Annotated in this window: 24 protein-coding genes; 12 read left to right on the forward strand and 12 right to left on the reverse strand. The window is 56.3% G+C overall.

Annotated elements, in window-relative coordinates; genetic code table 11:
* The 4 genes from thrC to M2305_RS02370 all read left to right on the forward strand — a co-directional run bounded on the left by thrC (nt 1) and on the right by M2305_RS02370 (nt 4,968).
* Complete coding sequence (gene thrC, locus M2305_RS02355; RefSeq protein WP_264648461.1) at nt 1–1,401, forward strand: threonine synthase; 1,401 nt, start codon at nt 1–3, stop codon at nt 1,399–1,401.
* 68 nt (nt 1,402–1,469) lie between these two features.
* A complete protein-coding gene (locus M2305_RS02360) occupies nt 1,470–2,735 on the forward strand; it encodes a M16 family metallopeptidase (protein ID WP_264648462.1) in 1,266 nt (421 codons plus the stop codon).
* The gene (locus M2305_RS02365; RefSeq protein WP_264648463.1) at nt 2,732–4,063 is read left to right on the forward strand and encodes a TldD/PmbA family protein; all 1,332 of its coding nucleotides are present in this window, start codon (nt 2,732–2,734) and stop codon (nt 4,061–4,063) included. Before M2305_RS02360 ends, M2305_RS02365 begins: the two co-directional genes overlap by 4 nt.
* Nucleotides 4,063–4,968 carry a Tim44 domain-containing protein gene (locus M2305_RS02370; RefSeq protein ID WP_211500074.1) on the forward strand — a complete coding sequence of 302 codons (906 nt, stop codon included), beginning with the start codon at nt 4,063–4,065 and terminating at the stop codon, nt 4,966–4,968. The genes M2305_RS02365 and M2305_RS02370 overlap by 1 nt, the downstream gene beginning before the upstream one ends.
* Before the next feature lie 126 nt (nt 4,969–5,094).
* On the opposite strand, the gene M2305_RS02375 is transcribed toward M2305_RS02370, so the two are convergent.
* From M2305_RS02375 to M2305_RS02385, 3 genes are all read right to left on the reverse strand, one after another.
* The gene (locus M2305_RS02375; protein ID WP_264648464.1) at nt 5,095–6,042 is read right to left on the reverse strand and encodes a heme o synthase; all 948 of its coding nucleotides are present in this window, start codon (nt 6,040–6,042) and stop codon (nt 5,095–5,097) included.
* Nucleotides 6,039–7,214 (reverse strand): cbb3-type cytochrome c oxidase subunit I, encoded by a 1,176-nt coding sequence (locus M2305_RS02380; RefSeq protein WP_264648465.1) that lies wholly within the window; start codon nt 7,212–7,214, stop codon nt 6,039–6,041. Before M2305_RS02380 ends, M2305_RS02375 begins: the two co-directional genes overlap by 4 nt.
* 83 nt (nt 7,215–7,297) lie before the next feature.
* A complete protein-coding gene (locus tag M2305_RS02385) occupies nt 7,298–7,978 on the reverse strand; it encodes a class I SAM-dependent methyltransferase (protein ID WP_264648466.1) in 681 nt (226 codons plus the stop codon).
* A gap of 163 nt (nt 7,979–8,141) precedes the next feature.
* On the opposite strand from M2305_RS02385, the gene M2305_RS02390 reads away from it, so the two are divergent.
* Entirely contained in the window at nt 8,142–8,348 is a 207-nt protein-coding gene (locus tag M2305_RS02390) for a hypothetical protein (RefSeq protein ID WP_086634556.1), read from the forward strand.
* Between the two features lie 35 nt (nt 8,349–8,383).
* Here M2305_RS02390 and gshB read toward each other — a convergent pair whose 3' ends face one another.
* From gshB to M2305_RS02420, 6 genes are all read right to left on the reverse strand, one after another.
* On the reverse strand, nt 8,384–9,361 hold the full coding sequence (gene gshB / locus M2305_RS02395; protein WP_264648467.1) for a glutathione synthase: 978 nt from the start codon (nt 9,359–9,361) through the stop codon (nt 8,384–8,386).
* 83 nt (nt 9,362–9,444) lie between these two features.
* Nucleotides 9,445–9,858 (reverse strand): NUDIX hydrolase, encoded by a 414-nt coding sequence (locus M2305_RS02400; RefSeq protein ID WP_083956329.1) that lies wholly within the window; start codon nt 9,856–9,858, stop codon nt 9,445–9,447.
* Nucleotides 9,859–9,869: 11 nt separating this feature from the next.
* Complete coding sequence (gene greB, locus M2305_RS02405) at nt 9,870–10,370, reverse strand: transcription elongation factor GreB (protein WP_264648468.1); 501 nt, start codon at nt 10,368–10,370, stop codon at nt 9,870–9,872.
* On the reverse strand, nt 10,370–11,251 hold the full coding sequence (locus M2305_RS02410) for an aldose 1-epimerase (RefSeq protein ID WP_264648469.1): 882 nt from the start codon (nt 11,249–11,251) through the stop codon (nt 10,370–10,372). The genes greB and M2305_RS02410 overlap by 1 nt, the downstream gene beginning before the upstream one ends.
* A gap of 64 nt (nt 11,252–11,315) precedes the next feature.
* Nucleotides 11,316–13,523 (reverse strand): excinuclease ABC subunit UvrB, encoded by a 2,208-nt coding sequence (gene uvrB, locus M2305_RS02415; protein ID WP_276556446.1) that lies wholly within the window; start codon nt 13,521–13,523, stop codon nt 11,316–11,318.
* Between the two features lie 98 nt (nt 13,524–13,621).
* A complete protein-coding gene (locus tag M2305_RS02420) occupies nt 13,622–13,789 on the reverse strand; it encodes a hypothetical protein (protein ID WP_211502058.1) in 168 nt (55 codons plus the stop codon).
* 52 nt (nt 13,790–13,841) lie between these two features.
* On the opposite strand from M2305_RS02420, the gene M2305_RS02425 reads away from it, so the two are divergent.
* The 7 genes from M2305_RS02425 (at nt 13,842) to M2305_RS02455 (ending at nt 21,254) form a co-directional block, all read left to right on the forward strand.
* Nucleotides 13,842–14,066: a hypothetical protein gene (locus M2305_RS02425; protein WP_264648470.1), complete on the forward strand. Its 225-nt coding sequence runs from the start codon at nt 13,842–13,844 to the stop codon at nt 14,064–14,066.
* Nucleotides 14,067–14,172: 106 nt separating this feature from the next.
* Nucleotides 14,173–14,589, forward strand: a complete 417-nt coding sequence (locus M2305_RS02430) for a hypothetical protein (protein WP_264648471.1) — start codon at nt 14,173–14,175, stop codon at nt 14,587–14,589.
* Between the two features lie 215 nt (nt 14,590–14,804).
* Complete coding sequence (locus M2305_RS02435; RefSeq protein WP_264648472.1) at nt 14,805–15,788, forward strand: GDP-mannose 4,6-dehydratase; 984 nt, start codon at nt 14,805–14,807, stop codon at nt 15,786–15,788.
* 9 nt (nt 15,789–15,797) lie between these two features.
* The gene (locus tag M2305_RS02440) at nt 15,798–16,709 is read left to right on the forward strand and encodes a GDP-mannose 4,6-dehydratase (RefSeq protein WP_264648473.1); all 912 of its coding nucleotides are present in this window, start codon (nt 15,798–15,800) and stop codon (nt 16,707–16,709) included.
* Between the two features lie 132 nt (nt 16,710–16,841).
* Entirely contained in the window at nt 16,842–18,056 is a 1,215-nt protein-coding gene (locus M2305_RS02445; protein WP_264648474.1) for an HAD-IIIA family hydrolase, read from the forward strand.
* A gap of 367 nt (nt 18,057–18,423) precedes the next feature.
* Nucleotides 18,424–19,884 (forward strand): glycosyltransferase family 4 protein, encoded by a 1,461-nt coding sequence (locus M2305_RS02450; RefSeq protein WP_264648475.1) that lies wholly within the window; start codon nt 18,424–18,426, stop codon nt 19,882–19,884.
* The gene (locus M2305_RS02455) at nt 19,881–21,254 is read left to right on the forward strand and encodes a glycosyltransferase family 4 protein (protein ID WP_264648476.1); all 1,374 of its coding nucleotides are present in this window, start codon (nt 19,881–19,883) and stop codon (nt 21,252–21,254) included. Before M2305_RS02450 ends, M2305_RS02455 begins: the two co-directional genes overlap by 4 nt.
* A 73-nt stretch (nt 21,255–21,327) precedes the next feature.
* On the opposite strand, the gene M2305_RS02460 is transcribed toward M2305_RS02455, so the two are convergent.
* The 3 genes from M2305_RS02460 to M2305_RS02470 form a co-directional block, all read right to left on the reverse strand.
* Nucleotides 21,328–22,689 (reverse strand): ABC1 kinase family protein, encoded by a 1,362-nt coding sequence (locus M2305_RS02460; protein WP_086634566.1) that lies wholly within the window; start codon nt 22,687–22,689, stop codon nt 21,328–21,330.
* Nucleotides 22,690–22,696: 7 nt separating this feature from the next.
* On the reverse strand, nt 22,697–24,514 hold the full coding sequence (locus tag M2305_RS02465; protein ID WP_264648477.1) for a M3 family oligoendopeptidase: 1,818 nt from the start codon (nt 24,512–24,514) through the stop codon (nt 22,697–22,699).
* 90 nt (nt 24,515–24,604) lie between these two features.
* Nucleotides 24,605–25,099: a DUF523 domain-containing protein gene (locus M2305_RS02470; RefSeq protein WP_456306133.1), complete on the reverse strand. Its 495-nt coding sequence runs from the start codon at nt 25,097–25,099 to the stop codon at nt 24,605–24,607.
* Between the last annotated feature and the right edge of the window lie 54 nt (nt 25,100–25,153).

Genomic DNA, 25,153 nt, shown 5'->3' on the forward strand with positions numbered 1-25,153 from the left:
ATGCGCTACCGATCTACTCGCGGCGACCTAACCGCCGACGCACCCAACTTCTCCGACATCCTCCTTGCCGGCCTTGCTGGAGACGGTGGTCTCTACATGCCGGAGAGCTGGCCAAAAATCAGCGCCCAGACGTTCCGTGAATGGCGCACGCTCTCCTACGCGGACCTGACTGCCGAAGTCATTTCCCTGTTTTCCGAAGGCGCCATTGACCGCGATACTCTTCGCGACATGGCCCGGGACGCCTATGCAGGCTTTGATCACGCCGCCGTCGCGCCACTTTGCGAAGTGGAGCAGGACCTTTTCTCACTTGAACTGTTCCATGGCCCTACGCTCGCCTTCAAAGATATGGCGATGCAGATGCTCGGCCGCCTGTTCGATCATGTCCTGACCCAGCGGAACCAGAAAGTTACGATCGTCGGTGCAACATCCGGTGACACCGGCTCGGCTGCCATCGAAGCCTGCCGGGGCCGCGAGCGCCTGTCCGTCGTCATTCTTCACCCAAAAGGCCGGACGTCAGAAGTTCAGCGCCGCCAGATGACGACGGTTCCGGACGCCAATATCCTGAACATTGCCGTCGAGGGTGACTTCGATACCTGTCAGGACATGGTAAAGGCTCTCTTCGCAGACACGACGTTCCGCGACGAAGTCTCTCTTTCCGCCGTCAACTCCATCAATTGGGCCCGTATCGCCGCTCAGATCCCGTATTACGTCCGGGCAGCACTGGCACTGGGCGCACCAGACCGCGAAGTGTCTTTCTCCGTTCCGACCGGAAATTTCGGCAATGTGCTGGCAGCCTGGGCCGCACGCCAGATGGGCCTCCCCATCCGTCGCCTGTGCATTGGGTCGAACCGCAATGACATTCTCACGCGCTTCCTGATTGAAAACGATATGAGCGTCCGTACGGTGGAGCCAAGCCTCTCGCCGTCCATGGACATTCAGGTCTCGTCCAATTTCGAACGTCTGCTGTTCGAACTTCTGGACCGCAACCCGACGCGTTGCGCTGCGATCATGAAAGAGTTCCGTGAAACTGGCCGAATGGCCGTACCACACGATGCGTGGACGCGCATGAAAGACGTCTTTGACGGCATGACGCTCAGTGATGAGCAGACCAGCGAAGCCATGCGTCACTTCTACAGCGAAAGCCTCTATCTGGCGGATCCCCATACGGCGATCGGCCTGGCAGTTGGCAAGCGCTTTCAGGAGCCGGGCATTCCGATGGTCGCTGCAGCCACTGCACATCCTGCCAAATTCCCGGATGCTGTTTTCGCGGCGACCGGGATCAAGGCTGCTCTGCCGCCTCACCTCGCTGATCTTTTCGAGCGCCCAGAGCGCTATGACACCATGAGCAGTCAGCTCGCCGGTATTCAGGATGCGGTTCGCACCCATATCCGCCGCCACTGACAGGCTTGTTCCTTCCTACAGGCTCCCCATCTCAGGGAGCCTGTCTTTTTATGATTTTACGGAAACTCATGCCCGATACGATTGAAGTCACCACGCTCGACAACGGTCTGACCATCATCACGGAACGCATGGAACGCGTTGAGACCGTATCCTTCGGCGCCTATGTTTCGATCGGCACACGCGACGAAACTGCAGAAAACAACGGCGTCTCCCACTTTCTCGAGCACATGGCCTTCAAAGGCACAGAAAGACGGTCCGCAGCCCGTATTGCCGAAGAAATCGAGAATGTCGGTGGTCATATCAATGCTTACACTGCGCGGGAAACCACTGCGTATTACGTCAAGCTCCTCAAGGAGGATCTGACGCTTGGTGTAGACATTATCGGGGACATTCTTACGCACAGCACGTTTCTGGATGCTGAAATCGAGCGTGAGCGTGGTGTCATCCTTCAGGAAATCGGTCAGGCCAACGATACACCAGATGACATTATCTTCGATCACTTCCAGGAATGCGCCTTCCCGGCTCAACCGATGGGCCGCCCGACGCTAGGAACCGAAGAGCTTGTTTCCGGCATGACGCGTGAGACGCTGATGGGCTACATGCGTGAACATTACACCACGCGTAACATCACGATCGCCGCGGCCGGCAACCTGCATCACCAGCAGGTCGTGGATCTCGTGAAAGAGCACTTCGCCGACCTTCCCACTCATCAGACCCCAACGCCCCGCAATGCGGACTATGCCGGGGGTGACATCCGCACCACGCGTGAACTGGATCAGGCCCATCTGGTGATGGGCTTCCCGTCTGTCAGCTATCACCACCCCGATCATTACGCTGTCATGATCCTGTCCACCTTGTTGGGCGGCGGCATGTCTTCGCGGCTCTTTCAGGAAATTCGCGAACGTCGCGGGTTGGTTTACAGCGTCTATTCGTTTGCCTCTCCATTCAGCGACAGTGGTCTGTTCGGACTTTATGCGGGAACGGGCGAAGCCGAAGTGGCTGAGCTGGTGCCGGTCATGATTGACGAACTCAAGCGCCTTCAGGACGGCCTGACACCTGAAGAGCTTTCTCGTGCCCGGGCGCAGCTCAAATCATCCCTGCTGATGTCTCTGGAGAGCACGGGTAGCCGGTGCGAACAGCTGGCACGCCAGATCCAGGTTCATGGCCGCCCTGTTCCCGTCACGGAGACAGTCGGCAAAATTGATGCCGTAACGGAAGCTGACATCCTGCGGGTTGCGAAGACCATCTTTGCAGGCACTCCAACTTTCACGGCTATCGGGCCAGTGAAGAATGTGCCTGCCATTGAAGACATCACTGCGAGGCTTTCTGCATGACCACTACGCCCATTGAAGCCCTCCTCGCCGCTGCCAAACGACATGGTGCCGATCACGCCGATGCCGTGTTCATCAGAAATGAATCCGAATCCGCGATGGTTCGGAAAGGTGTCCCTGAAGGCATAGAGCGCTCAGAAAGTGTCGCGCTTGGTCTCCGTGTTTTCCGGGGCCAAAAAGCCGCATCAGTGTCAACCAGCGTTCTGGATGAAGCCGAGTTTGATCGCCTGGCAGAACAGGCCTGTGCCATGGCCCTCGTCGTGCCAGAAGACCGCTTTGGCGGTCTTGCGCCTGACAGCATGGTTGGACATTTTGATGCGTCCGGTCTGGATCTGGAAGACACGGCAGCACCGCACATGGACGCGCTCTTGGCGCGCGCGCGAGAAGCGGAAGACGCTGCCTTGGCCGTGTCTGGTGTTACCAACACGAACGGCGCTTCTGCCGGACATGGCCGCACAGTTATTGCGCTTGGCACGTCTGCGGGCTTCATGGGGCGGTACAGCCGTACAGGGCACTCCATCAGCGCCAGCGTACTGGCCGGTGATGGCGCGCTGATGCAGCGGGACTATGCTCATCACGGCACTGTCCATTTGGAAGATCTGGACGCCCCTGCCCTTATCGGCCGTGAGGCAGGAGAACGTGCTGTCTCGCGCGTGAACCCCTCTCGCCCAAAGACTGGCACATACAGCATCATTTATGATCCGCGGGTTTCCTCCAGCCTGTTGGGTCATCTCGCAAGTGCCATCAATGGCGCATCCGTTGCGAGAGGCACGTCATTCCTGAAAGAAGCCATGGGGAAACGTATTCTGTCCGCTGGCCTGACGGTCCGTGACGATCCTCGCCGTATTCGTGGTGCAGGCTCGCGCCCCTTCGACGGTGAAGGCTGCCCTGCGACAGCTCTGGATCTGATTTCAGACGGCGTTCTCACCACATGGCTGCTGGATTCCAGAAGTGCCCGTCAGCTTGACCTGCGGTCCAACGGGCGCGCAAGCAGAGGCGTTTCAGGTCCACCGAGCCCAAGTGTGACAAATCTTCATCTTGAACCAGGTGATCTTTCCGCAGGGGATCTGCGTTCCGATATAAAGGAAGGAATACTGGTCACGGAACTCATGGGGTCATCCATCAATATGCTGACGGGTGATTACAGCCGAGGGGCTTCCGGCTTCATGATCCGTAACGGCGAGCTTGCTGAGCCCGTTGCGGAACTCACGATTGCCGGAAATCTTCGGGACATGTTCTCCCGTATGGTTCCAGCCAGCGATCTTTCCTTCCGGAGCAGCGTGAATGCGCCGAGCATCCGGATTGATGGCATGAGCATTGCAGGACTTTGATGCGTAATTTTCGTCTTTTCTCCGTCGCCTGTGCGCTACTTTGCGTGCTGGGTTCCGCCGATGCCCGTCCGGGTGGCGGTGCCTCTATGGGGAGCCGTGGTTCACGCACCTGGAGTGCGCCTCCACGGACATCCATCACGCCGAGCTGGACACGCCCAATGGACCGGACAATGGCGCCGCAGTCCAACTATGGCGCACAGACCGCTCCTCGTCCGATGGCACCCATGACGCCGGGTTATCGCCCGTCCTTTCCAAACCGTCATCCGTTCATGACAGGTTTTGCAGGGGGGCTACTGGGCGCTGGTCTGTTCGGAATGCTGAGTGGGCACGGGTTCTTTGGTGGCATGAACGGCGGCACGTCATTCCTTGGATTTTTGTTCCAGGTGTTCGTGATTGGTGCGCTGATTATGTTCGTTCTTCGGCTGTTTAATCGTCGCAAGACGGCAGCAAACGGGGTGTCTGGCAGCGCTCCGTTCAGCGCGGCTGGAGGAAGCGCGCCCGTCACGTTGAGCAACGACGATTATACCAGCTTCCAGCGCCTCCTTCTTGATATCCAGGCAGCCTGGAGTGCACAGAACACACGTGCGCTTTCCAGCATGACCACACCGGAAATGGCTGGATACTTCAACGAACAGCTTTCTGATCTCGCCAGCCGTGGCGCACGTAACATTGTTTCCAATGTTCAGTTCCAGCGTGGCGATCTGTCTGAAGCCTGGCGTGAACGCAACCTGACCTATGCAACGGTTGCCATGCGTTATTCCATGACGGACGTCACAACCGACTCGTTTGGCAATGTGATTGATGGAAGCTCAACAGAGCCCGTAACCGTTACGGAACTCTGGACGTTTGTCCGCGCAGACGGGCGCGGCAACTGGATCCTTTCAGCCATCCAGCAGGCTGGCTGAAAGCCCGTTCTTAAAAACGGATCAGTGTAATCACATAGAAAATTGCAGCGAGGGTAATGACCCCTCCTGCAATTCCGACGATACGGCTCTGACGCCGTTTCGCTGCGAGATCAGGCATCGTTGTTTTCATGACAGCAGAACCCGATCCACCAGAAGACCACAAAATAGAAAAAACAGATAAGCCAGCGAGTATCGGAAAGCGAAGCGCGCTGGCTTGTCTTTTGTCAGGCTCACGCCCGTTGCATCCTGCTGGTCCATCAGCACACGCACGGCACACAGGATGAAGCCCAGATCCAGCAGGCTTGTCGTCACTGTGTAAAACATTCCGCATTCATGCGCGAAAGATGGCCACAGTGAGACGGCCGTGAGGATAAATGTGTAAAGAAGGATCTGCCAGCGTGTATGCCGGGCGCCTTTGACGACCGGCAGCATCGGGATCCCCGCTTTGTCGTAATCTTTGCACGCGTAGAGCGACAAAGACCAGAAGTGCGGTGGCGTCCAGAGGAACACGATGGCGAACATGGCAACGGGCAGAACTGCCATGGAATTCATGGTCGCTGCCCAGCCAATCATTGGAGGAAACGCCCCTGCGGCACCACCAATAACGATATTCTGCGGCGTACTCCGCTTAAGCCACATCGTGTAAACGACACTGTAGAAAAAGATCGAGAACGCCAGAATGCCTGCGGCAAGAGCATTTGTTGCAAGCCACAGCACGACAACAGACAATACGGACAGCGCTATACCATAAACCAGCGCACTATCCGCTGGCATTCTGCCATCAGGGATCGGGCGTACATTGGTTCGGCGCATGACTGCGTCGATATCGCGGTCGTACCACATATTGATCGCACCGGCGGCGCCAGCACCAATACAGATGCATAGGATGGTAATGAGACCAATGGGAATGGATGGCCACTGTGGAGCCACAGCCATGCCCGCAGCGCCGGTAAAAACAACAAGGGAAATAACCCGCGGCTTCAGCAAAGCCAGCCAGTCCTTGAGTGACGAGTCTCCTTTATCGCCCAGAACTGAAAAAAGCCCCGAGGGGGCTAGGGGTGTTGCGTCACTCATGCTTTGGCCCGGGCACGCCCGGTCTCCTTGATCAGGAAAAGTCCGAGTATGCCGAATGTCAGCAGGCTAAGGCCCATCAGGCCTTCTCCGAGCACCATCAGCGCTGGCGTCAAGGAGCAAAGAGCCCCCACAAAGGTCAGGCCTGCATGCATACGGCTCAGTGGAGACGGAATATGATCGGGGAGCAAACGCATCATCCAGGCATAGAAACCACCACAGAGAGCCATGATGCCACCAAATGCCGCGGCTGAATGATCTGTTCCATGCCCCGGCATGAACTCTGCAATCCAACCCGCTGAGAAAAGGATCACACTGCCCAGCGCCCAGAGCGTCGTGCCGTCCAATTCCTGGCGCTGCTTCCAGACGTCAATACAGAGCGTAGTCACCAGCAGGACTGACGGTACAAGCTGCGTCAACACCACGAGGCTTCCCTGTACTGCCGCAGGCACACCACCGAAGAGGCCGTCCATCCAGAAGAGCGGACCAACGACGGCCATCACGCCAAAAGCATACGGGGCCAGCCGGTCAGCCAGTCCCGGCTTACTCCGGCTCGACGACAGCAGATAGCAGACCAGCCCCAGAGCTGGCGTCAACATCAGGGATGTTTCTGGAAGATGAAGCAGACTGACAAGTTCATGCGCAGCATTGGCCGGAGCCCCGTTGATCATCATCCGCGTCATGATTGCAGCAAGAACAGGCGCAACAATCGTCACACCTGATGCCGTGGCAAGCATGGACCAGGCCAGTGGGGAAAGCTTCCGGAACTGAAGAACACGCCCTTCAAGAAAAGTCGTGATTACATCCAGAGCGACCGCGAAAACCCCGACAGCCCAAAGCGCGAGTGCAATAATTGGCTGGATTGGAAGAAACACAACGCCGGATGACAGAAAACAGAAGCCTGTCAGTGTCAGAGCCGGAAGGGTTGTTCTGTCTGTCCCAAGTTCAGCGGGGAGTAGCCACTGTCCGAATCCACCGAGCGCAGCCGGGCAGATTACAAAGAAAGCCATCAGAATGCCGTGGCAGAAAGCCTGCCCGGCAGTCGGATGAATCTGAAGGAATGGCAGCGCCAACGACCCACCCAGAAGACCAGCAAACAGAGCCAGTAAAATAAAGGATGCGCCGATCCGTCTATTGGAAAGAGCGGGGGTAGAGTCGAAGGCCTGATAAGTCATGATCGCGTAGTCGGTCCCTGCCAAGGAATACCGCAGCGAGCGTCGGAATACTCGGCGCCGGCTTAACCGGAGCCATACGCCGATCAGGCGACCAGGGCTGCGGCGTCGCTTTTACTCTTGCATTGCGGCAATGTCACGAGTGTAAACAGCCCGGCAGGCGGAACGGGCGTCATAGTCGCGCGTTTCAGGTCTTCTGGTGGCAGAAGAGACTCGATTGCGAAGTCCGGATGCCAGCCGAGAGAACGGGATGCACGGGCCATGCCGCGCTCTACCGTCAACCGCAGGCCACCTGTTGCAAGAAAGTGGTTCACAAACAGGATGTGACCGCCTGGACGAACAACACGCTTCAGTTCGGCAAGAAGGCGGTCGGGGTGTGGAACGACGGACGCTACGAACATTGCAACGGCAATATCAAAGCTGTTGTCTTCGAAAGTCGTGGCTTCCGCATCCATTTCCAGCAAATCGTCGACGTTGGTCAGACGGTCCTGAAGAACGCGCTGGCGGGCACGGTCAAGCATGTCTTCCGACAGATCAATGCCGGTAATGCGTTTATCCGGAGAATATGACGGCAGCGCGAGGCCTGTCCCAACGCCAACTTCAAGAACCCGCTCTCCTGGGAGAGCATTTACGGCTTCAACAGCCCTCTTGCGTCCATAGCCGGAGATACCACCAAAAACAGTATCGTAAACTCGCGCCCATCGACGATAGGCCGCCTTGACGGCCTCCGCATCCAGTGCAGAACGCGGGGAGAGGGTTGAAGACATAATATATGCGACCTTCTGTGTCCGCTCCCCATCAAGACTGGAGAGCTTGTCCGGAAACTTCGTTCAGTTGGGTCCTTCTTGCCCTTCCAGACATGCATCTGGCAAGACACGCGTTGCGGATGACGGGCGAGTTACCCGTTTTTCACCGTTTTGGAGGTCCCGGATGCTGAATTTCCTGCTGATCCTGCTCTGCCTCGTTACATGGGGCGGTGTCTACGTGTTTCATTTTCGGGGGCAAATTACGGAATGGTGGGATAACCGTTTTGTAAAGGACAAGGCACCGGAACCGCAGGACGAGCCTACGCCCGAGTTGCAGCTTCCCATCCGCTATGATGCGGCGTCAGCTGAAACAGAAAAAAAAGACGCCTGAGCTGTACCGCTCAGACGTCTTTCTTGCTCGTCACTTCAGGACGTGTAGCGCCGTTCAATCGCGTCCCAAACCAGCCCGGCACTGTTAATGCCCTCGAACCGGTCCAACTCCTGGAGCCCGGTCGGGGATGTAACATTAATCTCCGTCAGCCAGTCCCCAATCACGTCAATACCAACGAAAATTAGGCCATGATCTCGAAGGTACGGACCGATCGAATCACAGATCTTCCGATCGCGCTCCGTCAGTTCCACCCGTTCTGCACGGCCACCAACATGCATGTTTGACCGCGCTTCACCCGTAGCAGGAACGCGGTTAATCGCACCGATGGGGGTTCCGTCCACGAGAATAATGCGCTTGTCTCCAAGGCGCACAACGGGCTCATAGCGTTGGATCATCAACGGTTCGTTGGTGCGGGCAAAGTGCATTTCCAACAGAGCCTTCAGATTTTCATCATCCGGCTTGATACGGAAAATTCCGGCGCCACCATTGCCGTAAAGCGGCTTGACGATGATGTCCTTGTGCTGCTCGCGGAATGCCAGAATATCCCGGCTATCCCATGCAACCAATGTTGGCGGCATAAGGTGTGGGAAATGCGTGACAAGCAGCTTTTCAGGCGCATTCCGGACGGCGACTGGATCGTTCACGACCAGTGACAGCCCTTCGCCCACCCCATGAACGTGCTCAAGCATATGGGTCGCGGTGATGTACCCCATGTCAAACGGCGGGTCCTGACGCATCAGGATCACATCGGTCTCGCCCAGCGGAAGAATTTCTTCTTCACCAAACGTCGCATGATCTCCACGGACACGGCGAACCTCGACCCGGCGCGCGCGCGCCTGAAGGCGGCCGCCCTTACCCTGACCTTCAATCAGACTGAGCGTGGTTACAGGATAAACCCAGAGCTCGTGTCCACGCGCCTGCGCTTCAAGCATGAGGGCAAAAGTGGAGTCGCCATCGATGTTGACCTGTTCTAACGGGTCCATCTGTACGGCGACCCGGAGTGAGCGGGACATGTCGGAAACTCCGGCTAAGGAAAAATAGGATTTTATTCTGTAGCGGCCGGAATGGCTTTTTCAAAGCCACCCACAGCTCGCTCTCAAAAGATGTCGGCCCGGCTACGCAAAGCGGCCATAGCCTGCACTGTCGGTGTGGTCAGGGGAGAGGGAAGCTCACCCAAAGGAAACCAGCCAAAATCACTATGCTTTTCTGGCTCCATGAGCGTCGGCGTTCCGGTCAGTTTCGTCACCAGATAAACGGGGGCGATCCAATGCGTACCGCTCTCACGATCAGACTGCTCAACCAGACACAGCATGTCCCGGGCGTGGATCGTAATGCCCAGTTCTTCTGCAACTTCCCGTTCGACAGCACGCGAAACAGGCTCAAACAGATCTACTTTACCGCCGGGCAGTCCCCAGCATCCGGCTTCGGGCGCCTTTTTGCGACGAATCAGCAGAAGCTTTCCATCCACAAGAATGGCAGCGCCACATCCAACACGCGGTTCAGATTGCACGACGCCCTCTTTCAGCCCTGTGGCTCAGGATAAGTGATTTTGAGAATTTCGATTTCGACAGGGCCACGAGGCGTCTGCAACATGGCCACATCCCCGACACGGGTTCGCATCAGTGCACGTGCGATGGGTGAAATGAGACTGATCTCCCCTCGCACCAGATCCGACTCGTCCACACCGAGGATCGTTACGGTGTGTTCGACATCGTCCTCATCGACATAAGTCACGGTCGCGCCAAAAAAGACCCGATCCCGCGTGGTCTGCGCCGCTGGATCAACGATGACCGCATTTTCAAGTCTTTTTCCCAGGAACCGCAAACGCCGGTCGATCTCCCGCAATCGGCGTTTGCCGTACTGATAATCGGCATTCTCAGATCGATCCCCATTGCCGGCGGCCCAGGAGACGATTTCGACAATGCGCGGACGCTCTTTCTGCGCCAGTTCCTTGAGTTCAGCTCGCATCACCTCCGCACCGCGCGGGGAAAGATAATGAGAGAGTGGTGTTTTTTCAGACATCAGAGCGCCTGAACCCGAAAGCGCATCCGACCACCAATCCGTGTTTTCGGTTTGAGGAGATGCAGCCCGCTGGCGACAACATCAGTCTGATTAATGGCGTCCGTCATGTTCGTGACGGGTTCCACAGCGACAAACGGGCTATCCGGGGAGGTAAAGACGACCAGATGCTTGAAGATTGGATCCGCCTCAACCGTCACTGCCAGCCCATCGCCCGGACGCTTCAAAACAACCCGCCCGCCAAATCCTGCAAAGCAGTTATCGATAAAACGATCATGAGCGGGCTTGGGCGTATGAAAAGACCACTCCCCGTCACAGGGAGCACCCTGCACAGGCAAACCATCCGGAGACGTCAGCCAGACCTTTTCAGCATCAAATGACAGCGTTGCGTTTTCATCTGCGGCGAGAAATGGATGAAAACCAAACCCGACTGGCTGCTCCGCCTCACCCCGATTTTCAATGGCAATCTGCACGTCCAAACCTGCGTCTGTCAGTTGGTAAGACAGAGCAGCGCGATAGGCGAAAGGCCACGCTTGATCATTGTCCTGCGGGATGTGATCGAGCGTCAGTACCGCATGGCTTTCCCCTTGATGAGCAATAGTCCAGGCCTGCTCCCAGGCGTTGCCGTGAATCGTATGCGGATGATCCGCCATGTTCGGAGCTAAATCATAACTCTGGCCGCCGAACGAAAAGCGGCCATTGGCAATACGATTTGAATACGGAATCAGAGGATACGCACCGACTGCTACTCCGTTCAGTGCGCGCAAAGCATCATTCGGGGTTGGAAGAAAAATATCTTTTTCATCCCGCTGCCAGAGGCCGACAGAGCCTCCTGTTTCGGGAAGAATAGTGAGCCGGCTCTTGCCGCAACTCAGTTCAATCATGACAGTCTGCAATCCTGATAATGGCGGTCGGTCATGGGCAACCCGGGACCCTCATATAGCCGGATCAGCGACGCCCGCCACGTTTGCGCTTGTTCGGGTCATAGCCTCCGCCGCCCGGCCCGAGGGGCGTTGGGCCTTTTGGCTTTTTCCCGCCCCCCGGTCGCCCGGCGGTAGACGTTGCCAGCGGCGGTGGCTCCAACCCCATATCAATAGCCTCCAGACGCCGCACCTCATCACGCAGCCGGGCAGCCTGCTCGAAGTCCAGATTGGCGGCGGCTTCGCGCATCTGCTTTTCCAGCTCCTGAATCGTAACAGGCAGAGACTTGCCAACGAATTCTTCCGTGTCGCCAGCATCGTCAGGCGCAACAGTGACGTAGTCCTGCTCAAAGATAGACGACAGCGCATCACCAATCTTGGAACGAACCGTCATGGGCGTAATCCCATGAGCGTCGTTCCACTCAGTCTGCCTTGCGCGTCGCCGAGCGGTTTCCTCAATCGCGAATTTGAGGCTATCCGTCATCTTGTCCGCATACAGCAGAACTCGACCATCCACATTACGGGCTGCACGGCCGATTGTCTGGATCAACGATGTCCGGGATCGCAGGAAGCCTTCCTTGTCTGCATCCAGAATGGCGACGAGGGCACATTCCGGAATGTCGAGCCCTTCTCGCAGCAGGTTGATCCCGACCAGAACATCAAAAGCGCCCAGACGCAGATCACGGATAATCTCGATCCGCTCCAGCGTATCCACATCAGAATGCAGATAACGCACTTTAATCCCCGCTTCACCCAGATAATCCGTCAGATCTTCCGCCATTCGCTTGGTCAGCGTTGTGACAAGAATGCGTCCGCCCTTGGCAATCGTCTCACGCGCTTCGTGGAGCAGATCATCAACCTGACCTTCCACAGGCTTCACATCTGTTACCGGATCAATCAGACCTGTCGGGCGAATGATCTGCTCGGCAAACACACCTCCCGTTTGTTCCATTTCCCACGGCCCGGGCGTTGCCGAGACGAAGATACTTTGCGGCCGGAAAGCATTCCACTCACCAAAGGCGAGCGGGCGATTATCAATGCAGGATGGCAGCCGGAATCCAAAGTCAGACAGCACGGACTTCCGCGCCCTGTCTCCGCGCTCCATGCCGCCAATCTGTGGCACTGTGACGTGGCTCTCATCTACAATCAGAAGAGCATCTTCCGGTAGATATTCGAACAGCGTCGGCGGCGGATCACCGGGGCCTCGGCCTGAGAGGTAACGGGAGTAGTTCTCAATCCCTTTGCACGCCCCCGTCGTTTCGATCATTTCCAGATCAAACGTTGTCCGCTGTGACAGGCGCTCTGCCTCCAGCAACTTTCCTTCTTCGGTAAACTGCGCAAGCCTCTGCCGGAGCTCGTTCTTGATCCCGATCATCGCCTGATTCAGCGTTGGTCGCGGTGTCACATAATGGGAATTTGCGTAAACGCTGATCTCAGCCAGATCCGCCGTTTTATTTCCCGTTAGGGGATCAAACTCAGTGATCTGATCGATTTCATCTCCGAACAGAGAGACACGCCAAGCGCGGTCTTCATTCTGCACGGGGAAAATGTCGATCTGTTCGCCGCGCACACGGAATGTCCCGCGCTCAAAAGCCGCATCGTTGCGACGATACTGAAGCTCGACAAGGGCTTTGATGAGCTTCTCGCGATCAATCTCGCCGCCCACCTCAAGCCGGACGACCATCTTCGAATACGTCTCAACCGAACCGATACCGTAAATGCAGGATACGGACGCAACGATGATAACGTCATTTCGCTCCAGCAGAGCCTGCGTTGCCGCATGGCGCATCCGGTCGATCTGTTCGTTGATCTGGCTGTCTTTCTCGATATACGTATCTGACCGTGGAACGTAAGCTTCAGGCTGATAGTAGTCGTAGTACGAGACAAAATATTCGACGGCATTATCAGGAAAAAACTGCCGCATCTCGCCGTAAAGCTGGGCAGCCAGCGTCTTGTTTGGCGCAAGGATCAAGGTGGGCTTCTGTGTCCGCTCAATGACCTTGGCCATGCTGAACGTCTTGCCCGACCCCGTCACACCGAGCAGGACCTGATCCCGCTCTCCCGCCTCTACACCCTGAACAAGTTCCCCGATTGCGGTGGGCTGATCCCCTGCGGGCTCATAGTCCGCCGTGACCACAAATTTCCGCGTCTTTGCCTTGGTGGGCTGCTTTTCAGGGATGAATGCCGTCAGGGGCATTTCGGTCGCATTGCGGAGCGCGGAAGGTTTTTTGGCCATAGGGTCCAAGATGGGAAAGAAACGGGAACATCACAAGAGCGTCTCACCGGGCCTGTCGTTTCGTTCTTCGCAAAGAATTCCTGCAACCGGCTATCACTCTAATGCCGCACGAGAGGGGATGAACTTTCGTAAGCCTCCCCAAAAGCCTTTAAATTCGCACCTGTGACAGGATCATGATCCATATCAGCACCTAGCCGCACATGAACGCGAACTCCGGGCCAGACCTGAACATCACGCTCCGTATGCCCATCAGAAAACTGACGCATCAATGGTTCTTTCAGAGCAGGCCGCATTATCGACTCACGGCCCTGCACATGAATGACCTCTCCTTTCACACCGTCCGGCTGTGACGTGGCGGAAAAAGACAAATCCTTTGCAGACAATATCGGCATGCTCGCAAACGTGCTGACAGGCTGGGCTCGCGCCATAGCACCATGCAGGACGATTGCACTGAATATGCCTAAACCAACTGTCCTGCCCCAACCGGGCAAGCTCCTACTGTCCCGCATTCTGACATCCGCCACAGCCACATTTTCCCAGTAGGGCAAGTGATGAAATATCATTCATGACATAACATTTCTAAAAATGGATAGTGAAACTCGTTTTCCCGCGCTATGCAGACCAGCATATTTCTGAAGGAAGACCGATCATGGACGTCCAGACGATCGAACAGACGTATAATCAGCTTCAGCAGCAGGCCCAGCAGTCTGCGCAGGCGCTCCAGGCGCTGGGAGCAAAGATGCAGACCGCGGCTCAAACCGGGGACATGCAGGCCCGCGAGTGGTCTTTGGACCTGCGGGAGTTGGCTCTCTCTTTTCAGGCTGAACAGCAACAGGTCACGAACCTGCTTCAGCAATTGCACGCAGCGCTTACAAATGCGGCTTCAAACCAGCCGCCGGTGGCGACTGCCCAATCGCCATATGATGCTCACCCCCCCGTTCAGGTTGTTGGGCAAGCGCAGGATAACGGATTTTTCTCGAATATCCTTAATTCAGGCTTTGCACGGTCCGTAGAAGCTGGTGCAGGCTTCAGCATCGGCAACGACCTGATCAAAGAGATTTTCTGAGTGTCTTCACTCTACTGCGGCGCTTGAGACGAGCTTTATATTCCTCCTCTCAATGGGGGCATCCATTCGTGCTCCCATTAAATTGCCACCTTTGCCGAAGACACCAGAGTGCGCTCACGCATTGACCGTCTTTAGGCTGACGCGTTAACTCACAACGAACTCATGCGGCCGGAAGACTGTCGCGGATCGGGACCGAAACCGGGATCAGGAAAACCATGACTACAGCGCTTATCACAGGAATCACCGGCCAGGACGGTGCATATCTCAGCCAGCTTCTGCTTAAAAAGGGCTACCGCGTTGTAGGTCTTCTGCGCCGCTCCGCCTCAGCAGATGTTGTCGGAGAAAGACTTCGCTGGCTCGGAATTATTGATGATGTTGAGCTGGTTGATGGAAACCTTACGGATCTTTCTTCCCTGATCCGCATCATGGAAACCGTCCGACCGGACGAGATTTACAATCTAGCAGCCCAGAGTTTTGTTGCGGCGTCCTGGCAGCAACCGCTCCTCACTGGGAACGTGACGGGCATTGGCGTTGTCAACGTTCTGGAAGCGGCTCGCATTGTTCAGAGCAAGGCCAGATTTTATCAGGCGTCTTCGTCTGAAATGTATGGCCTGATCCAGCAGCCGGTTCAGAACGAAAACACCCCGTTCTATCCCCGCTCTCCCTATGCAGTTGCCAAGCTGTACGCTCACTGGATGACGGTGAATTATCGTGAAAGCTTCGGAATGCATGCATCGTCGGGCATCCTCTTCAACCATGAGAGCCCTCTTCGCGGCATTGAATTCGTAACACGCAAAGTTACGGACGGCGTAGCGCGCATCAAGTTGGGGCTTGCGAAAGAACTTCCGCTTGGGAACCTGGACGCCACACGGGACTGGGGCCATGCCCGCGATTACGTTCGCGCCATGCATCTCATGCTTCAGCAGGACACCCCAGACGACTATGTCGTCGCGACCGGTCGCACGACGAGCATTCGCGACCTGTGCCGCATCGCGTTCTCTTACGCTGGCCTGAACTACGAAGACCATGTGGTCACAAACCCGGCTTTCCTGCGCCCCGCTGAGGTAGAAATTCTCTTGGGAGATGCCGGCAAAGCCAAGCGCGTTCTTGGCTGGGAAGCTGAGACAACGCTTGAAAGCATGGTTGCCGAAATGGTGGATGCTGACCTGGCCCGCCATCGCAACCGAACGGCCATTTAAGGACGCTTCATGCGTATTCTTGTTACGGGCCAGCGGGGCTTTGTCGGGCAGCATTTACAAGACCGACTGAAGGCTCGCTTTCCGCAAGGCGAGATCCTTCCGTCCAGTCCGGACATTCGTGATGCAAAAGCCGTCGATGCGGCTGTAGCAACCAGCAAACCAGATCACTGCATTCATCTGGCGGCCATCTCAAGCATTGGAAACGCCAGGCAGGACCCCGATCATGCCTGGCAGGTCAACCTGCAGGGCACGCTCCATGTTGCACGAAGCATGCAGCGTCATGCTCCGCAGGGCCGACTTCTGTTTGCGTCAACGGCTGAAGCCTATGGCTCCACCTTCCAGCGCGGAACTCCCGTCGCAGAAGATGCAGCTCTTGCCCCTGGCAATACTTATGCCGCCACCAAGGCTGCCGCAGATCTGGCACTGGGCGCTATGGCAAAGGAGGGCTTGAATGTCATCCGGATGCGACCGTTCAATCACACTGGCCCGAACCAGTCAGCTGACTTTGTCGTTCCGGCTTTCGCCTTACAGATCGCCCGCATTGCCAAAGGGCTTCAAGCCCCAGAAATCCGCGTAGGCAACCTGGAAGCCCAACGGGACTTTCTGGACGTACGGGATGTCTGTGATGCTTATCTTGACGCCCTGATGCCCGACAACGCTCTGGAACGCGGGACAATCCTCAACCTCTGTTCCGGACAGACACGCTCAATTCGTTCCATTCTGGATGACCTCATCGCCCTCAGCGGGGTCAAGGCCGACATTCTCACGGACCCAAACCGTCTGCGCCCTTCAGACACTCCCGTCGCCCGTGGTGATGGGTCCTTAGCCAGACAGCTTCTCTCGTGGACGCCTCGTATCCCTTGGGAGCAAACGTTGAGTGATATTTACACAGATTGTTTAGAGCGTGCTGGAACTGAATAGTCATATCCTACAATCACAGATGCTGCAGAGCAGTGATTTCAGTCGTACAACGTTCCTGAAGCAGACGTCAGAAAAACACGTGTTTGAACTCTTCGGACCTTATCTGCGGTCGAGCATAAGCGGACACTAATTGTGAGCCATTTTCCTGTCCGACAATGTGTGATTCTGCTCGAACCCACAGAACCAGACGTTGGAACAGATACACCTCCACACGCTCTCATGCAGTGTGGAGACAGACCGTTTCTGGCATGGCTCATGCGTGAAATGCAGCGTTTTGGAATAGAAGATTTCGTACTGCTGGCGACAGAGCAGTCCGTACTGCACTTCGAAACTGCTGTTGAGTTGATCCGCTCACGCCTTCCGAAACCGGCAAACATTACTCTTCTAACAGCACCTCATCAGGCTGGCAGTGGCGGCATGCTTCATCATGCGCGTCAGCACCTTCAGGAATGCTTCCTTTTTTGTGACGGAGAGGTTCTCTTTTCAGGCAATCCAGCACGGTTTCTTACGCATGCCGGACAAGGAAACTGGGCATTGCTGCGTGCGGACGACAGCGACGATCAAGAGAGTTTGGCTTGCCCGGGGGAAGACGACGAAAAGGTTGCTCCGTCTCTTTTAACAACACAGCACAGTTATCCAGCCGCCCCTGAAAAGAGCGGTATCTTTCTATTCGACCACTCCATATTCCAGTATCTGACGGCAGCATGCTCGCTAGAGCAGGACGTCCTGCCCGCTCTCGTTAAGAACGGTGTCCTGAAAGGTTTGTCGCTTCCCGGAGATGTCTGGGATGTGAGGCGACCAGAAGACTGCACCAAAGCAAAGACGGACCTCCCGACCACACTCCTCCGTCCAGCGGTATTTCTTGATCGTGATGGCGTGATCAATCACGATCATGGCTGGGTTGGAAAACGCGACCGCTTCGAATGGGAGCCGGATGTGCTGAAGACCATCGCGAAGATTACTGACAGCGGCCATCACGTTTTCATCGTGACAAACCAATCCGGAATTGCCCGCGGGTTTTATACTGAGGACCACCTCGAACAGCTTATGAGCTGGGTGATCGACACAATTCGCGAGCATGGCGGAACGGTCGATGACTGGCGATACTGCCCCATGCATCCGGAAGCCGTGGTGGACCGGTATCGTGGCCAAAGCCCAAACCGCAAGCCATCGCCAGGTATGATACTCGACTTATCAAGCCGGTGGGAGTTAGACCCCGCGCGTTGCGTTATGTTTGGAGATCAGGCGTCTGACATCCAAGCTGCCGAAGCAGCTGGAATCAAAGGTATTCGTGTTGGTCCGCTGCTTCTTTCTGAACTGGCTTCCCAGATGAGCGCATTCCAGTAAATAAGGGTTTTCAGGCTCCGTCAGATACCCGTTTGCGTAAAATTTATGCGTTTATCGTATGTGGTCTAACAGGACGAAGTTTCTGAAATGAGCGCGTCATCGCGAAAAATTCTTTACCTTCGCACTACCGGTGCGTGTCCGTCATCTGTGCACCCTGCAACGTGCTTTCTGCTCCGTCGCGACACCGACAGATCCAACAATTGTGTCAAAATCAAAGTAATATCGAGAAATAAATAACAACTTCTCGATACTCTGGAAGTTAGGCACACGCCCTTGATCACTGGACGACACTTGTCATACAATCTTCGTTCAAAATGATTTGAATGAATGCCGTTCCCGTCGGCCAAACTGAAGCTAGCCTGGACCCATGAACAAAGATTACGTTATCTGGATCGACGTCGAAGACATCTTTCAGTACTTCGAAAACAATGCGCGTCCTAGCGGAATTCAGCGCGTTGTCTTTGAAATACTGCATGTCATCCGGCAGCAGGCTGCCCAAAAGCCAGGTATCGGTCGCATAGTTCTGACCCGGCGCGGCAAAGAGGAAGCCTGCCTTCTCTCGTCAGTTACTTTTGAGGAACTGGAAGCGCTTTTCTCGGTCCGTTCGGAAGAAAAAATCGCCCCGCCCCGGACGACAGCCGCAAAAAAAACGCGACAGAACGCCCGCTCGCTCATGCGCAGCTTCCGTCACACCGTTATCCGACGCCTGGAAAGTCTGCCACCGGAACTTGCCCGCCCACTCCTGAACATCGCTGTTAATCAGTTGCGCGCATTACAGCTCCTGAAACGTTACGCGCGTTCAAAGCTTCATCGCCAGGCATCAACTGCTGTACAGCCCGCTCCCGTGGCTCAGCCCTCCCCCGCCTATGTCGCAGCACACCCAGAGGCATCACCGAGCCCAGGGGATATTTTTCTGATCCTTGGTGCGGCATGGTCCGAGCCAGATTTTGGGGAGCGCTTGGCGCGCCTACGCAAGGTTTTTGGCGTCAAACCCGTTCTCCTTGTTTACGACCTTATTCCGGCCGTCAGGCCAGAATGGTGCGCTCTTTCACTCATTTGCGATTTCCGTCACTGGCTGGACACGACGCTCCCTCAGTGTGGCCGCCTGTTAGCCATCAGTCATTCCACGGCTAGCAGCGTTGAAGAGTATGCCCGCAAACAGCGCTTGGCTTTACAGGGGCCGGTTCAGACCATTCCAATTGGCAGCGGCTTTGGCCCTCCTCGACACGCTGAGGGCGAAAGACCCCTGGGTCTTCCCGCGAAGGACAGCTACGTCCTTTTTGTCTCAACACTCGAAGCACGCAAAAACCACCTGCTCGCGTTTCGGATCTGGCGGCGTATGGTCATTGACCTTCCAAGAGATCAGGTACCAACGCTCGTTTTTGCAGGGCGCGTGGGTTGGCTGGTTTCCGACCTCATGCAGCAGCTTGAAAACACGGAATGGCTGCGTGGGAAAATTCGCCTTCTGCGGGACCCAAGTGACGATGAACTGGCCCATCTTTATGACGGCTGCATGTTCACTCTTTTCCCATCGCTTTATGAAGGCTGGGGACTGCCAGTGACCGAAAGCCTCGTGAATGGCCGCCCCTGTGTAGCGTCCAATTCAACCTCCATTCCCGAAGCTGGTGGCCCGCTGACGCGCTACTTTGACCCTGAAGACTTTGACGACGCCTATCGTGTTGTGCGCGGAACAATCGAAGACCGAGCTGGTTTGAAGGCCTGGCAGGAGCAGGTCCGCACCCAGTTCAAGCCTGTGCCATGGGAAGACAGCGCAGATGCAGTGTTGGAGGCATGCCACGCTGCTTATCTGAGCGGAGGCCTGTCATGACACTCTGGGTAGATATTGACGACCTGCTGTTCCATCTCCTGCATCATAGTCGACCGAGCGGAATTCAGCGCGTCGTTTTCGAGATTTGTGCTGCTTTGCGTGAGCTTCGCGGCCATGAAATCCAGTACGTCCGCCGTGGGGCAGACTCTGCGGACCCCCGTGGTTTTCGGACAGTAGATTGGCCTTCCATTGAGGCCCTGTTTCGGCAGATCATGGAAGGTAAGAGTGCCCAAAACGGATCTTCTCGCTCAGCCGGATCGTTCCCCGTTACCCCGCCGATTGAAAAAGTGGCCTCGCAGGACGTTCTCTCTACTTTCCTGCAAGCAGAAAGCTGGGCGCTTAAAGAGCTGTTCACTGTCCCTCGCGCCCTTGGACATTTTGCCCTGGATCTCGGCCGGGCAAAAATGCAGGAGCGCCGGCAGGAGAAGCCATCAGCTCAATACGACGAGGGCACCAAGCTGGCGGATGCTGCCCAACCAGGCGACATTTTCCTGACTCTCGGCGCACCCTGGCATCATGCCAACTATGTTCAGAGCATTCGATGGATGCGCGACGAGCTGCGCATGTCGTTTGGAATGCTCATGCATGATCTGGTTCCCGTTCGTCACCCCGAATGGTGCGATCGTGGCATCATCATCACATTTAAAGCCTGGCACAGCGCAATCCTTCCTTTGGCTGATATGATTTTTGCCAACAGTGATGCAACGGCACGGGACGTTCAGTCTTATCTGGCCGAGCAGGATGTGGGCACTCATGTCACGGTCCAGACCGTTCCACTTGGTACGGGCTTTGGTCTTGCCGACGCCCCTATGGCACCTGAGCCGATTGTACAGGAACCATACGTTCTTTTCGTTTCCACCATTGAAGCACGCAAAAACCATGCTCTCCTTTTCCGGGCCTGGCGGAGAATGCTTGAGGAAATGCCGGCAGAAAATGTTCCCACGCTCGTCTTTGCGGGTCGCGAGGGGTGGCTGGTTTCCGACCTCATGCAGCAACTCGAAAACGCTGAGTGGCTGGATGGAAAGATCCGCTTCATTCAGAACCCGACAGATGCTGAACTGCGGCGCCTTTACGCTGATTGCAGTTTCACGATTTTCCCCTCCTTCTTTGAAGGCTGGGGCCTGCCTGTGACGGAAAGCCTGTCCATGGGACGCCCTTGTCTGGCATCAGGAACCACATCCATTCCGGAAGCCGGGGGCCAGCTGAGCCGCTATTTCAACCCGGACAATATCAATGAAGCCTACACGCTCATTCGCAAGACCATTGAAGATACTGAGGGCCTGAAAGCCTGGACGGAACAGGTGCGCTCAGAATTTAAGCCGGTCCCGTGGACTGAAAGCGCCAAAGCCATTCTCAAGTTCATAAGCTGAGAATTTCTTCAGTCATTAGCTTGGCCTGAACTCAAAAAGGGGCGTCTTCCGCATGGAGGACGCCCCTTTTTAATTAGAGGGATGACAGCGCAGGAGGTACTTTGGCCTTAGCCAAAGCTTCTTTCTGACGTGCCGCCAGAACATTCACGTCGAAACCGTCAATCAACTCCTGGAACATCTGATGCCAGTTCAGACGCGCGCCCAGACGGAGGAACGCGCTTCCCAGGCCAATTGCCGAGCGATCCATCAGAACAAACTCACGAGGGAGCTTCACCCCTCCCGTTCGTTTCAACCCGTCATAGACCCTTTCCAGAACCTGCTTGGCTTCAGCTGGATCATTGCTCTCCTGCATAGAGCAAACACGATCTGTCATCAGCGGCCGATAGAAGAAACGAGCCCACTCGTTCAGAACCTCAGCGGTCTCTCGCGACAGACCTTCGAAGCCCCACTTGCTATAGGCGTGGAAAGCTCTGTCTTCATCGTTATCCCGAAGCGCGGCAAACAGATCCACCACGCCCTCAACAAAGCGAGGGGAGAAGATACGGACAGCGCCGAAATCCAGCAGGTTCAAACCGTAATCATCGCGCACGGTGAAATTGCCCATATGCGGGTCACCGTGAATGACACCATAGCGATAAACCGGTGTGTACCAGGCGCGGAACAACGCCCGTGCCATATCGTCCCGCTGTTCCTGCGTCGCCTCAGACGCCAGAACCGCCTTCATGCCGCGACCAGACACCCAGTCCATCGTCAGAAGACGCCCGGTGGACAGTTCCTCAATGGGGGCCGGAACGGTCACAGTCGGGGTTTCAGACAGCATGTCCCGATATAGGCGCAGATGGCTGGCTTCCCGACGATAATCCAGCTCTTCCCGAAGACGGTCGGACAGTTCGGTGTAAACCTCGTCCTGACGGATCGTTGTCTCAAACCGCTTATACACGCCTAGAGCCGCACGGAACTGCCGCAGATCGGAATCTACCGCCCCCTGCATGTCCGGATACTGGAGTTTGCAGGCCACCTCGCGTCCATCAACCAGACGAGCACGATGCACCTGCCCCAGCGACGCCGCGGCTACGGCCTCGTGACTGAAGGAGCGGAAATTCTTTTCCCAGCCGGCACCCAGTTCCGCCGTCATCCGACGACGCACGAAGTTCCAGCCCATCGGGGGGGCATTGGCCTGAAGATGAGCCAGTTCTTCCGCATATTCATCCGGCAGAGCGCCGGGAATGGTGGACAGAAGCTGAGCGGCCTTCATGAGCGGCCCCTTCAGATTGCCCAGCGAAGACTTCAAGCCTTCAGCGTGGACACCCTTGTCCGTCTTGATGCCAAGACGGTTTCCAGCCAGGCGCGCAGCGATGCCGCCGACTGCACCAGATGTCCGTGCCATCCGGCGAAGTTCGCCCATCAAACCGGTATTATCGAGATCGCGCGCCATGGTGCCCTCAGCCCTCCTGCTCGAGCTGATCAATCAGACCCGAGATTACATCCAGTCCTTTACGCCAGAAACCCGGATCCGTCGCATCAAGACCGAACGGCGCCAGCAATTCCTTGTGGCGAAGTGTCCCGCCAGCTTCGAGCATGGTCCGGTATTTGTCGGCAAAACCGTCAGGCTGATCCTGATAGACGCCATACAGAGCATTCACCAGACAATCCCCGAACGCATAGGCGTACACATAGAACGGCGAATGCACAAAGTGCGGAATGTAGGACCAATAGGCGTCATAATCCGGCGTGAAGTGGAACGCCGGACCGAGGCTTCGTTCCTGTACGTCGCGCCAGATGGAACCAAGCTGCTCTGCGGACAGCTCACCCTTGGCCCGCTCATCATGCACGCGAACCTCAAACTGATAGAACGCGATCTGGCGGACTACCGTGTTCAGCATGTCTTCCACTTTCGCCGCCAGAAGATGACGGCGACGCTTTGGATCGGTTTCACGATCGAGCAGAGACTGGAACGTCAGCATCTCACCGAAAACGGACGCTGTTTCAGCCAGGGTCAGAGGCGTCGCGGAGTTCAGATAACCCTGCTTCTGACCTGCAAGGATCTGGTGCACCCCATGCCCGAGCTCGTGAGCCAGCGTCATCACATCGCGGGCGCGACCATGATAGTTCATCAGAATATAGGGATGGACGGACGGTACGGTGGGGTGGGCAAAAGCCCCTGAGGACTTGCCCGGTGCAGCTTCCGCATCAATCCACGGATGCGTCAGGAAGCGGTCCACCAGTGTTCCAAGTGCCGGGTCGAATCCCGTATAGGCGTTGAGAACAATCTCTTTGCCATTCTCCCACGGAATAACCGTGTCAGCCACACCCGGCAGGGGCGCATTCCGGTCCCAGTGCTCCAGCTTTTCTAGGCCGAGCCACTTGGCCTTCATTGCGTAATAACGATGGGATAGACGCGGATAAGCCTCATCAACGGCGCTGACCAGCGCGTCCACAACTTCGTCCTCGACCATGTTGCCACGGTTCCGGCTGCTGGACGGACGCGGATAACCACGGAGTTTGTCCCCGATCGCCTTGTCCTTGGCGAGCGTGTTGGTGATCATCGTCAGAAGACGGGAATTGTCTGCCAGTACAGCGCTGATCTGCTCTGCGGCTGCGGCACGCCTGTCACGCTCTGCGCTCGTCAGGGTGTTGAACGCTGCACCCAAGGGTTTTGTCTCCCCATCAAGCGTGACGGTCAGGCTCGCCATGGTTTCATCGAACAGCCGGTTCCAGGCACTCCGTCCCGTTACGGACTTGTCCATCAGAACCTGCTCAACCTCATCCGAGAGCTGATAAGGACGGAATACCCGCAGATCCCGCAGGAACGGCTGCCATTTGGTCATTTCTGGCGCAACTGACACGTTGTCCAGAACGTCGTCATCCAGACGGTTCAGTTCCAGCGAGAAAAAGAGCAGATCAGCAGAAATATCTGTGACACGCTCCTGAATGCCTTGTGTGAAACGACCCCAAACCGGATCTGTCGTATGAGCGGCAAAACCTAATTGGGCAAAGGAACCGATGCGTCCCAGCCCTTCCTCGATCCGCTCATATTCTGCGAATGCCTTCGCCAAAGCAGCACCATCGGCCTGACCAAGCTTGCCTTTCCAGGTTTCGCTGAAAGCTTTGGCGGATGATGTCAGAGTCGCGAAATCCTGTTCGATCGCCGGATCGTCCAACGACGCGTACAGATCGGACAGGTCCCAGCGCGGCGGAACACCGTTCTCGGCCGAGGGGGCAGACGGGCCAGTGGCCGCTGAGAGATTTTGACTGTTCATAATTTGAATTTAGACGTCCCTGCCGCCGGGTCAAACGGGAGGTTGATGACAAATCGGTAGGAAATGCTCTGGCCCCATTCAGAGCAGTATTTAATCGGCCAATTGAACAGCAATCCTCAGATCTTCAATCGTGTCCTGACTGAAAACCTGAATCCCGTTCTGGCGGAGCAGCGCAGCCGTTACACCTGCTCCGGCATGTTTCTGCCCGCTGAAACTGCCGTCATAAATCATCTGACTTCCACAGGACGGGCTACCTTCCATAAGCAACGCGAACCCGCATCTCTGTGCCTGCGCGACGTTCAGGGCAATCCGGGCTCCCGCTATAAACTCATCCGTCACATCTGCACCGGACGTGTCGGTCACACGCGCCTCGCCCAGAAGAACATCTTTGCCATTCTTCCGTGCCCCGATTTCCGCCGGGGGGCGTGGAACGGGCATCCCACCTGCAAGCTCGGGACAGACCACGACCAGACGTCCCTCTTCCTGCCATTGCTGAAGCAGCGGGTGCAGAAGGGTTTTTGCCTTGCCATCATATCGGACTGGCTGACCCAGCAGACAGGCACTGACCAGAATTCGGTTTTTCACAAGCTGCGGCATCCTGCTTTCGGGGCATCTGAGAATTCTGTTCTGATACCCTCA

The sequence above is a fragment of the Gluconobacter cerinus genome (assembly GCF_025961355.1).
Taxonomy (GTDB): domain Bacteria; phylum Pseudomonadota; class Alphaproteobacteria; order Acetobacterales; family Acetobacteraceae; genus Gluconobacter; species Gluconobacter cerinus.

Bases quoted from the DNA above. Each gene is read 5' to 3' on its own strand.
- thrC (WP_264648461.1), top strand. From the start codon at position 1: ATGCGCTACCGATCTACTCGCGGCGACCTAACCGCCGACGCACCCAAC.
- M2305_RS02360 (WP_264648462.1), top strand. From the start codon at position 1,470: ATGCCCGATACGATTGAAGTCACCACGCTCGACAACGGTCTGACCATC.
- M2305_RS02365 (WP_264648463.1), top strand. From the start codon at position 2,732: ATGACCACTACGCCCATTGAAGCCCTCCTCGCCGCTGCCAAACGACAT.
- M2305_RS02370 (WP_211500074.1), top strand. From the start codon at position 4,063: ATGCGTAATTTTCGTCTTTTCTCCGTCGCCTGTGCGCTACTTTGCGTG.
- M2305_RS02375 (WP_264648464.1), bottom strand. From the start codon at position 6,042: ATGAGTGACGCAACACCCCTAGCCCCCTCGGGGCTTTTTTCAGTTCTG.
- M2305_RS02380 (WP_264648465.1), bottom strand. From the start codon at position 7,214: ATGACTTATCAGGCCTTCGACTCTACCCCCGCTCTTTCCAATAGACGG.
- M2305_RS02385 (WP_264648466.1), bottom strand. From the start codon at position 7,978: ATGTCTTCAACCCTCTCCCCGCGTTCTGCACTGGATGCGGAGGCCGTC.
- M2305_RS02390 (WP_086634556.1), top strand. From the start codon at position 8,142: ATGCTGAATTTCCTGCTGATCCTGCTCTGCCTCGTTACATGGGGCGGT.
- gshB (WP_264648467.1), bottom strand. From the start codon at position 9,361: ATGTCCCGCTCACTCCGGGTCGCCGTACAGATGGACCCGTTAGAACAG.
- greB (WP_264648468.1), bottom strand. From the start codon at position 10,370: ATGTCTGAAAAAACACCACTCTCTCATTATCTTTCCCCGCGCGGTGCG.
- M2305_RS02410 (WP_264648469.1), bottom strand. From the start codon at position 11,251: ATGATTGAACTGAGTTGCGGCAAGAGCCGGCTCACTATTCTTCCCGAA.
- uvrB (WP_276556446.1), bottom strand. From the start codon at position 13,523: ATGGCCAAAAAACCTTCCGCGCTCCGCAATGCGACCGAAATGCCCCTG.
- M2305_RS02420 (WP_211502058.1), bottom strand. From the start codon at position 13,789: ATGCGTCAGTTTTCTGATGGGCATACGGAGCGTGATGTTCAGGTCTGG.
- M2305_RS02425 (WP_264648470.1), top strand. From the start codon at position 13,842: ATGACCTCTCCTTTCACACCGTCCGGCTGTGACGTGGCGGAAAAAGAC.
- M2305_RS02430 (WP_264648471.1), top strand. From the start codon at position 14,173: ATGGACGTCCAGACGATCGAACAGACGTATAATCAGCTTCAGCAGCAG.
- M2305_RS02435 (WP_264648472.1), top strand. From the start codon at position 14,805: ATGACTACAGCGCTTATCACAGGAATCACCGGCCAGGACGGTGCATAT.
- M2305_RS02440 (WP_264648473.1), top strand. From the start codon at position 15,798: ATGCGTATTCTTGTTACGGGCCAGCGGGGCTTTGTCGGGCAGCATTTA.
- M2305_RS02450 (WP_264648475.1), top strand. From the start codon at position 18,424: ATGAACAAAGATTACGTTATCTGGATCGACGTCGAAGACATCTTTCAG.
- M2305_RS02455 (WP_264648476.1), top strand. From the start codon at position 19,881: ATGACACTCTGGGTAGATATTGACGACCTGCTGTTCCATCTCCTGCAT.
- M2305_RS02460 (WP_086634566.1), bottom strand. From the start codon at position 22,689: ATGGCGCGCGATCTCGATAATACCGGTTTGATGGGCGAACTTCGCCGG.
- M2305_RS02465 (WP_264648477.1), bottom strand. From the start codon at position 24,514: ATGAACAGTCAAAATCTCTCAGCGGCCACTGGCCCGTCTGCCCCCTCG.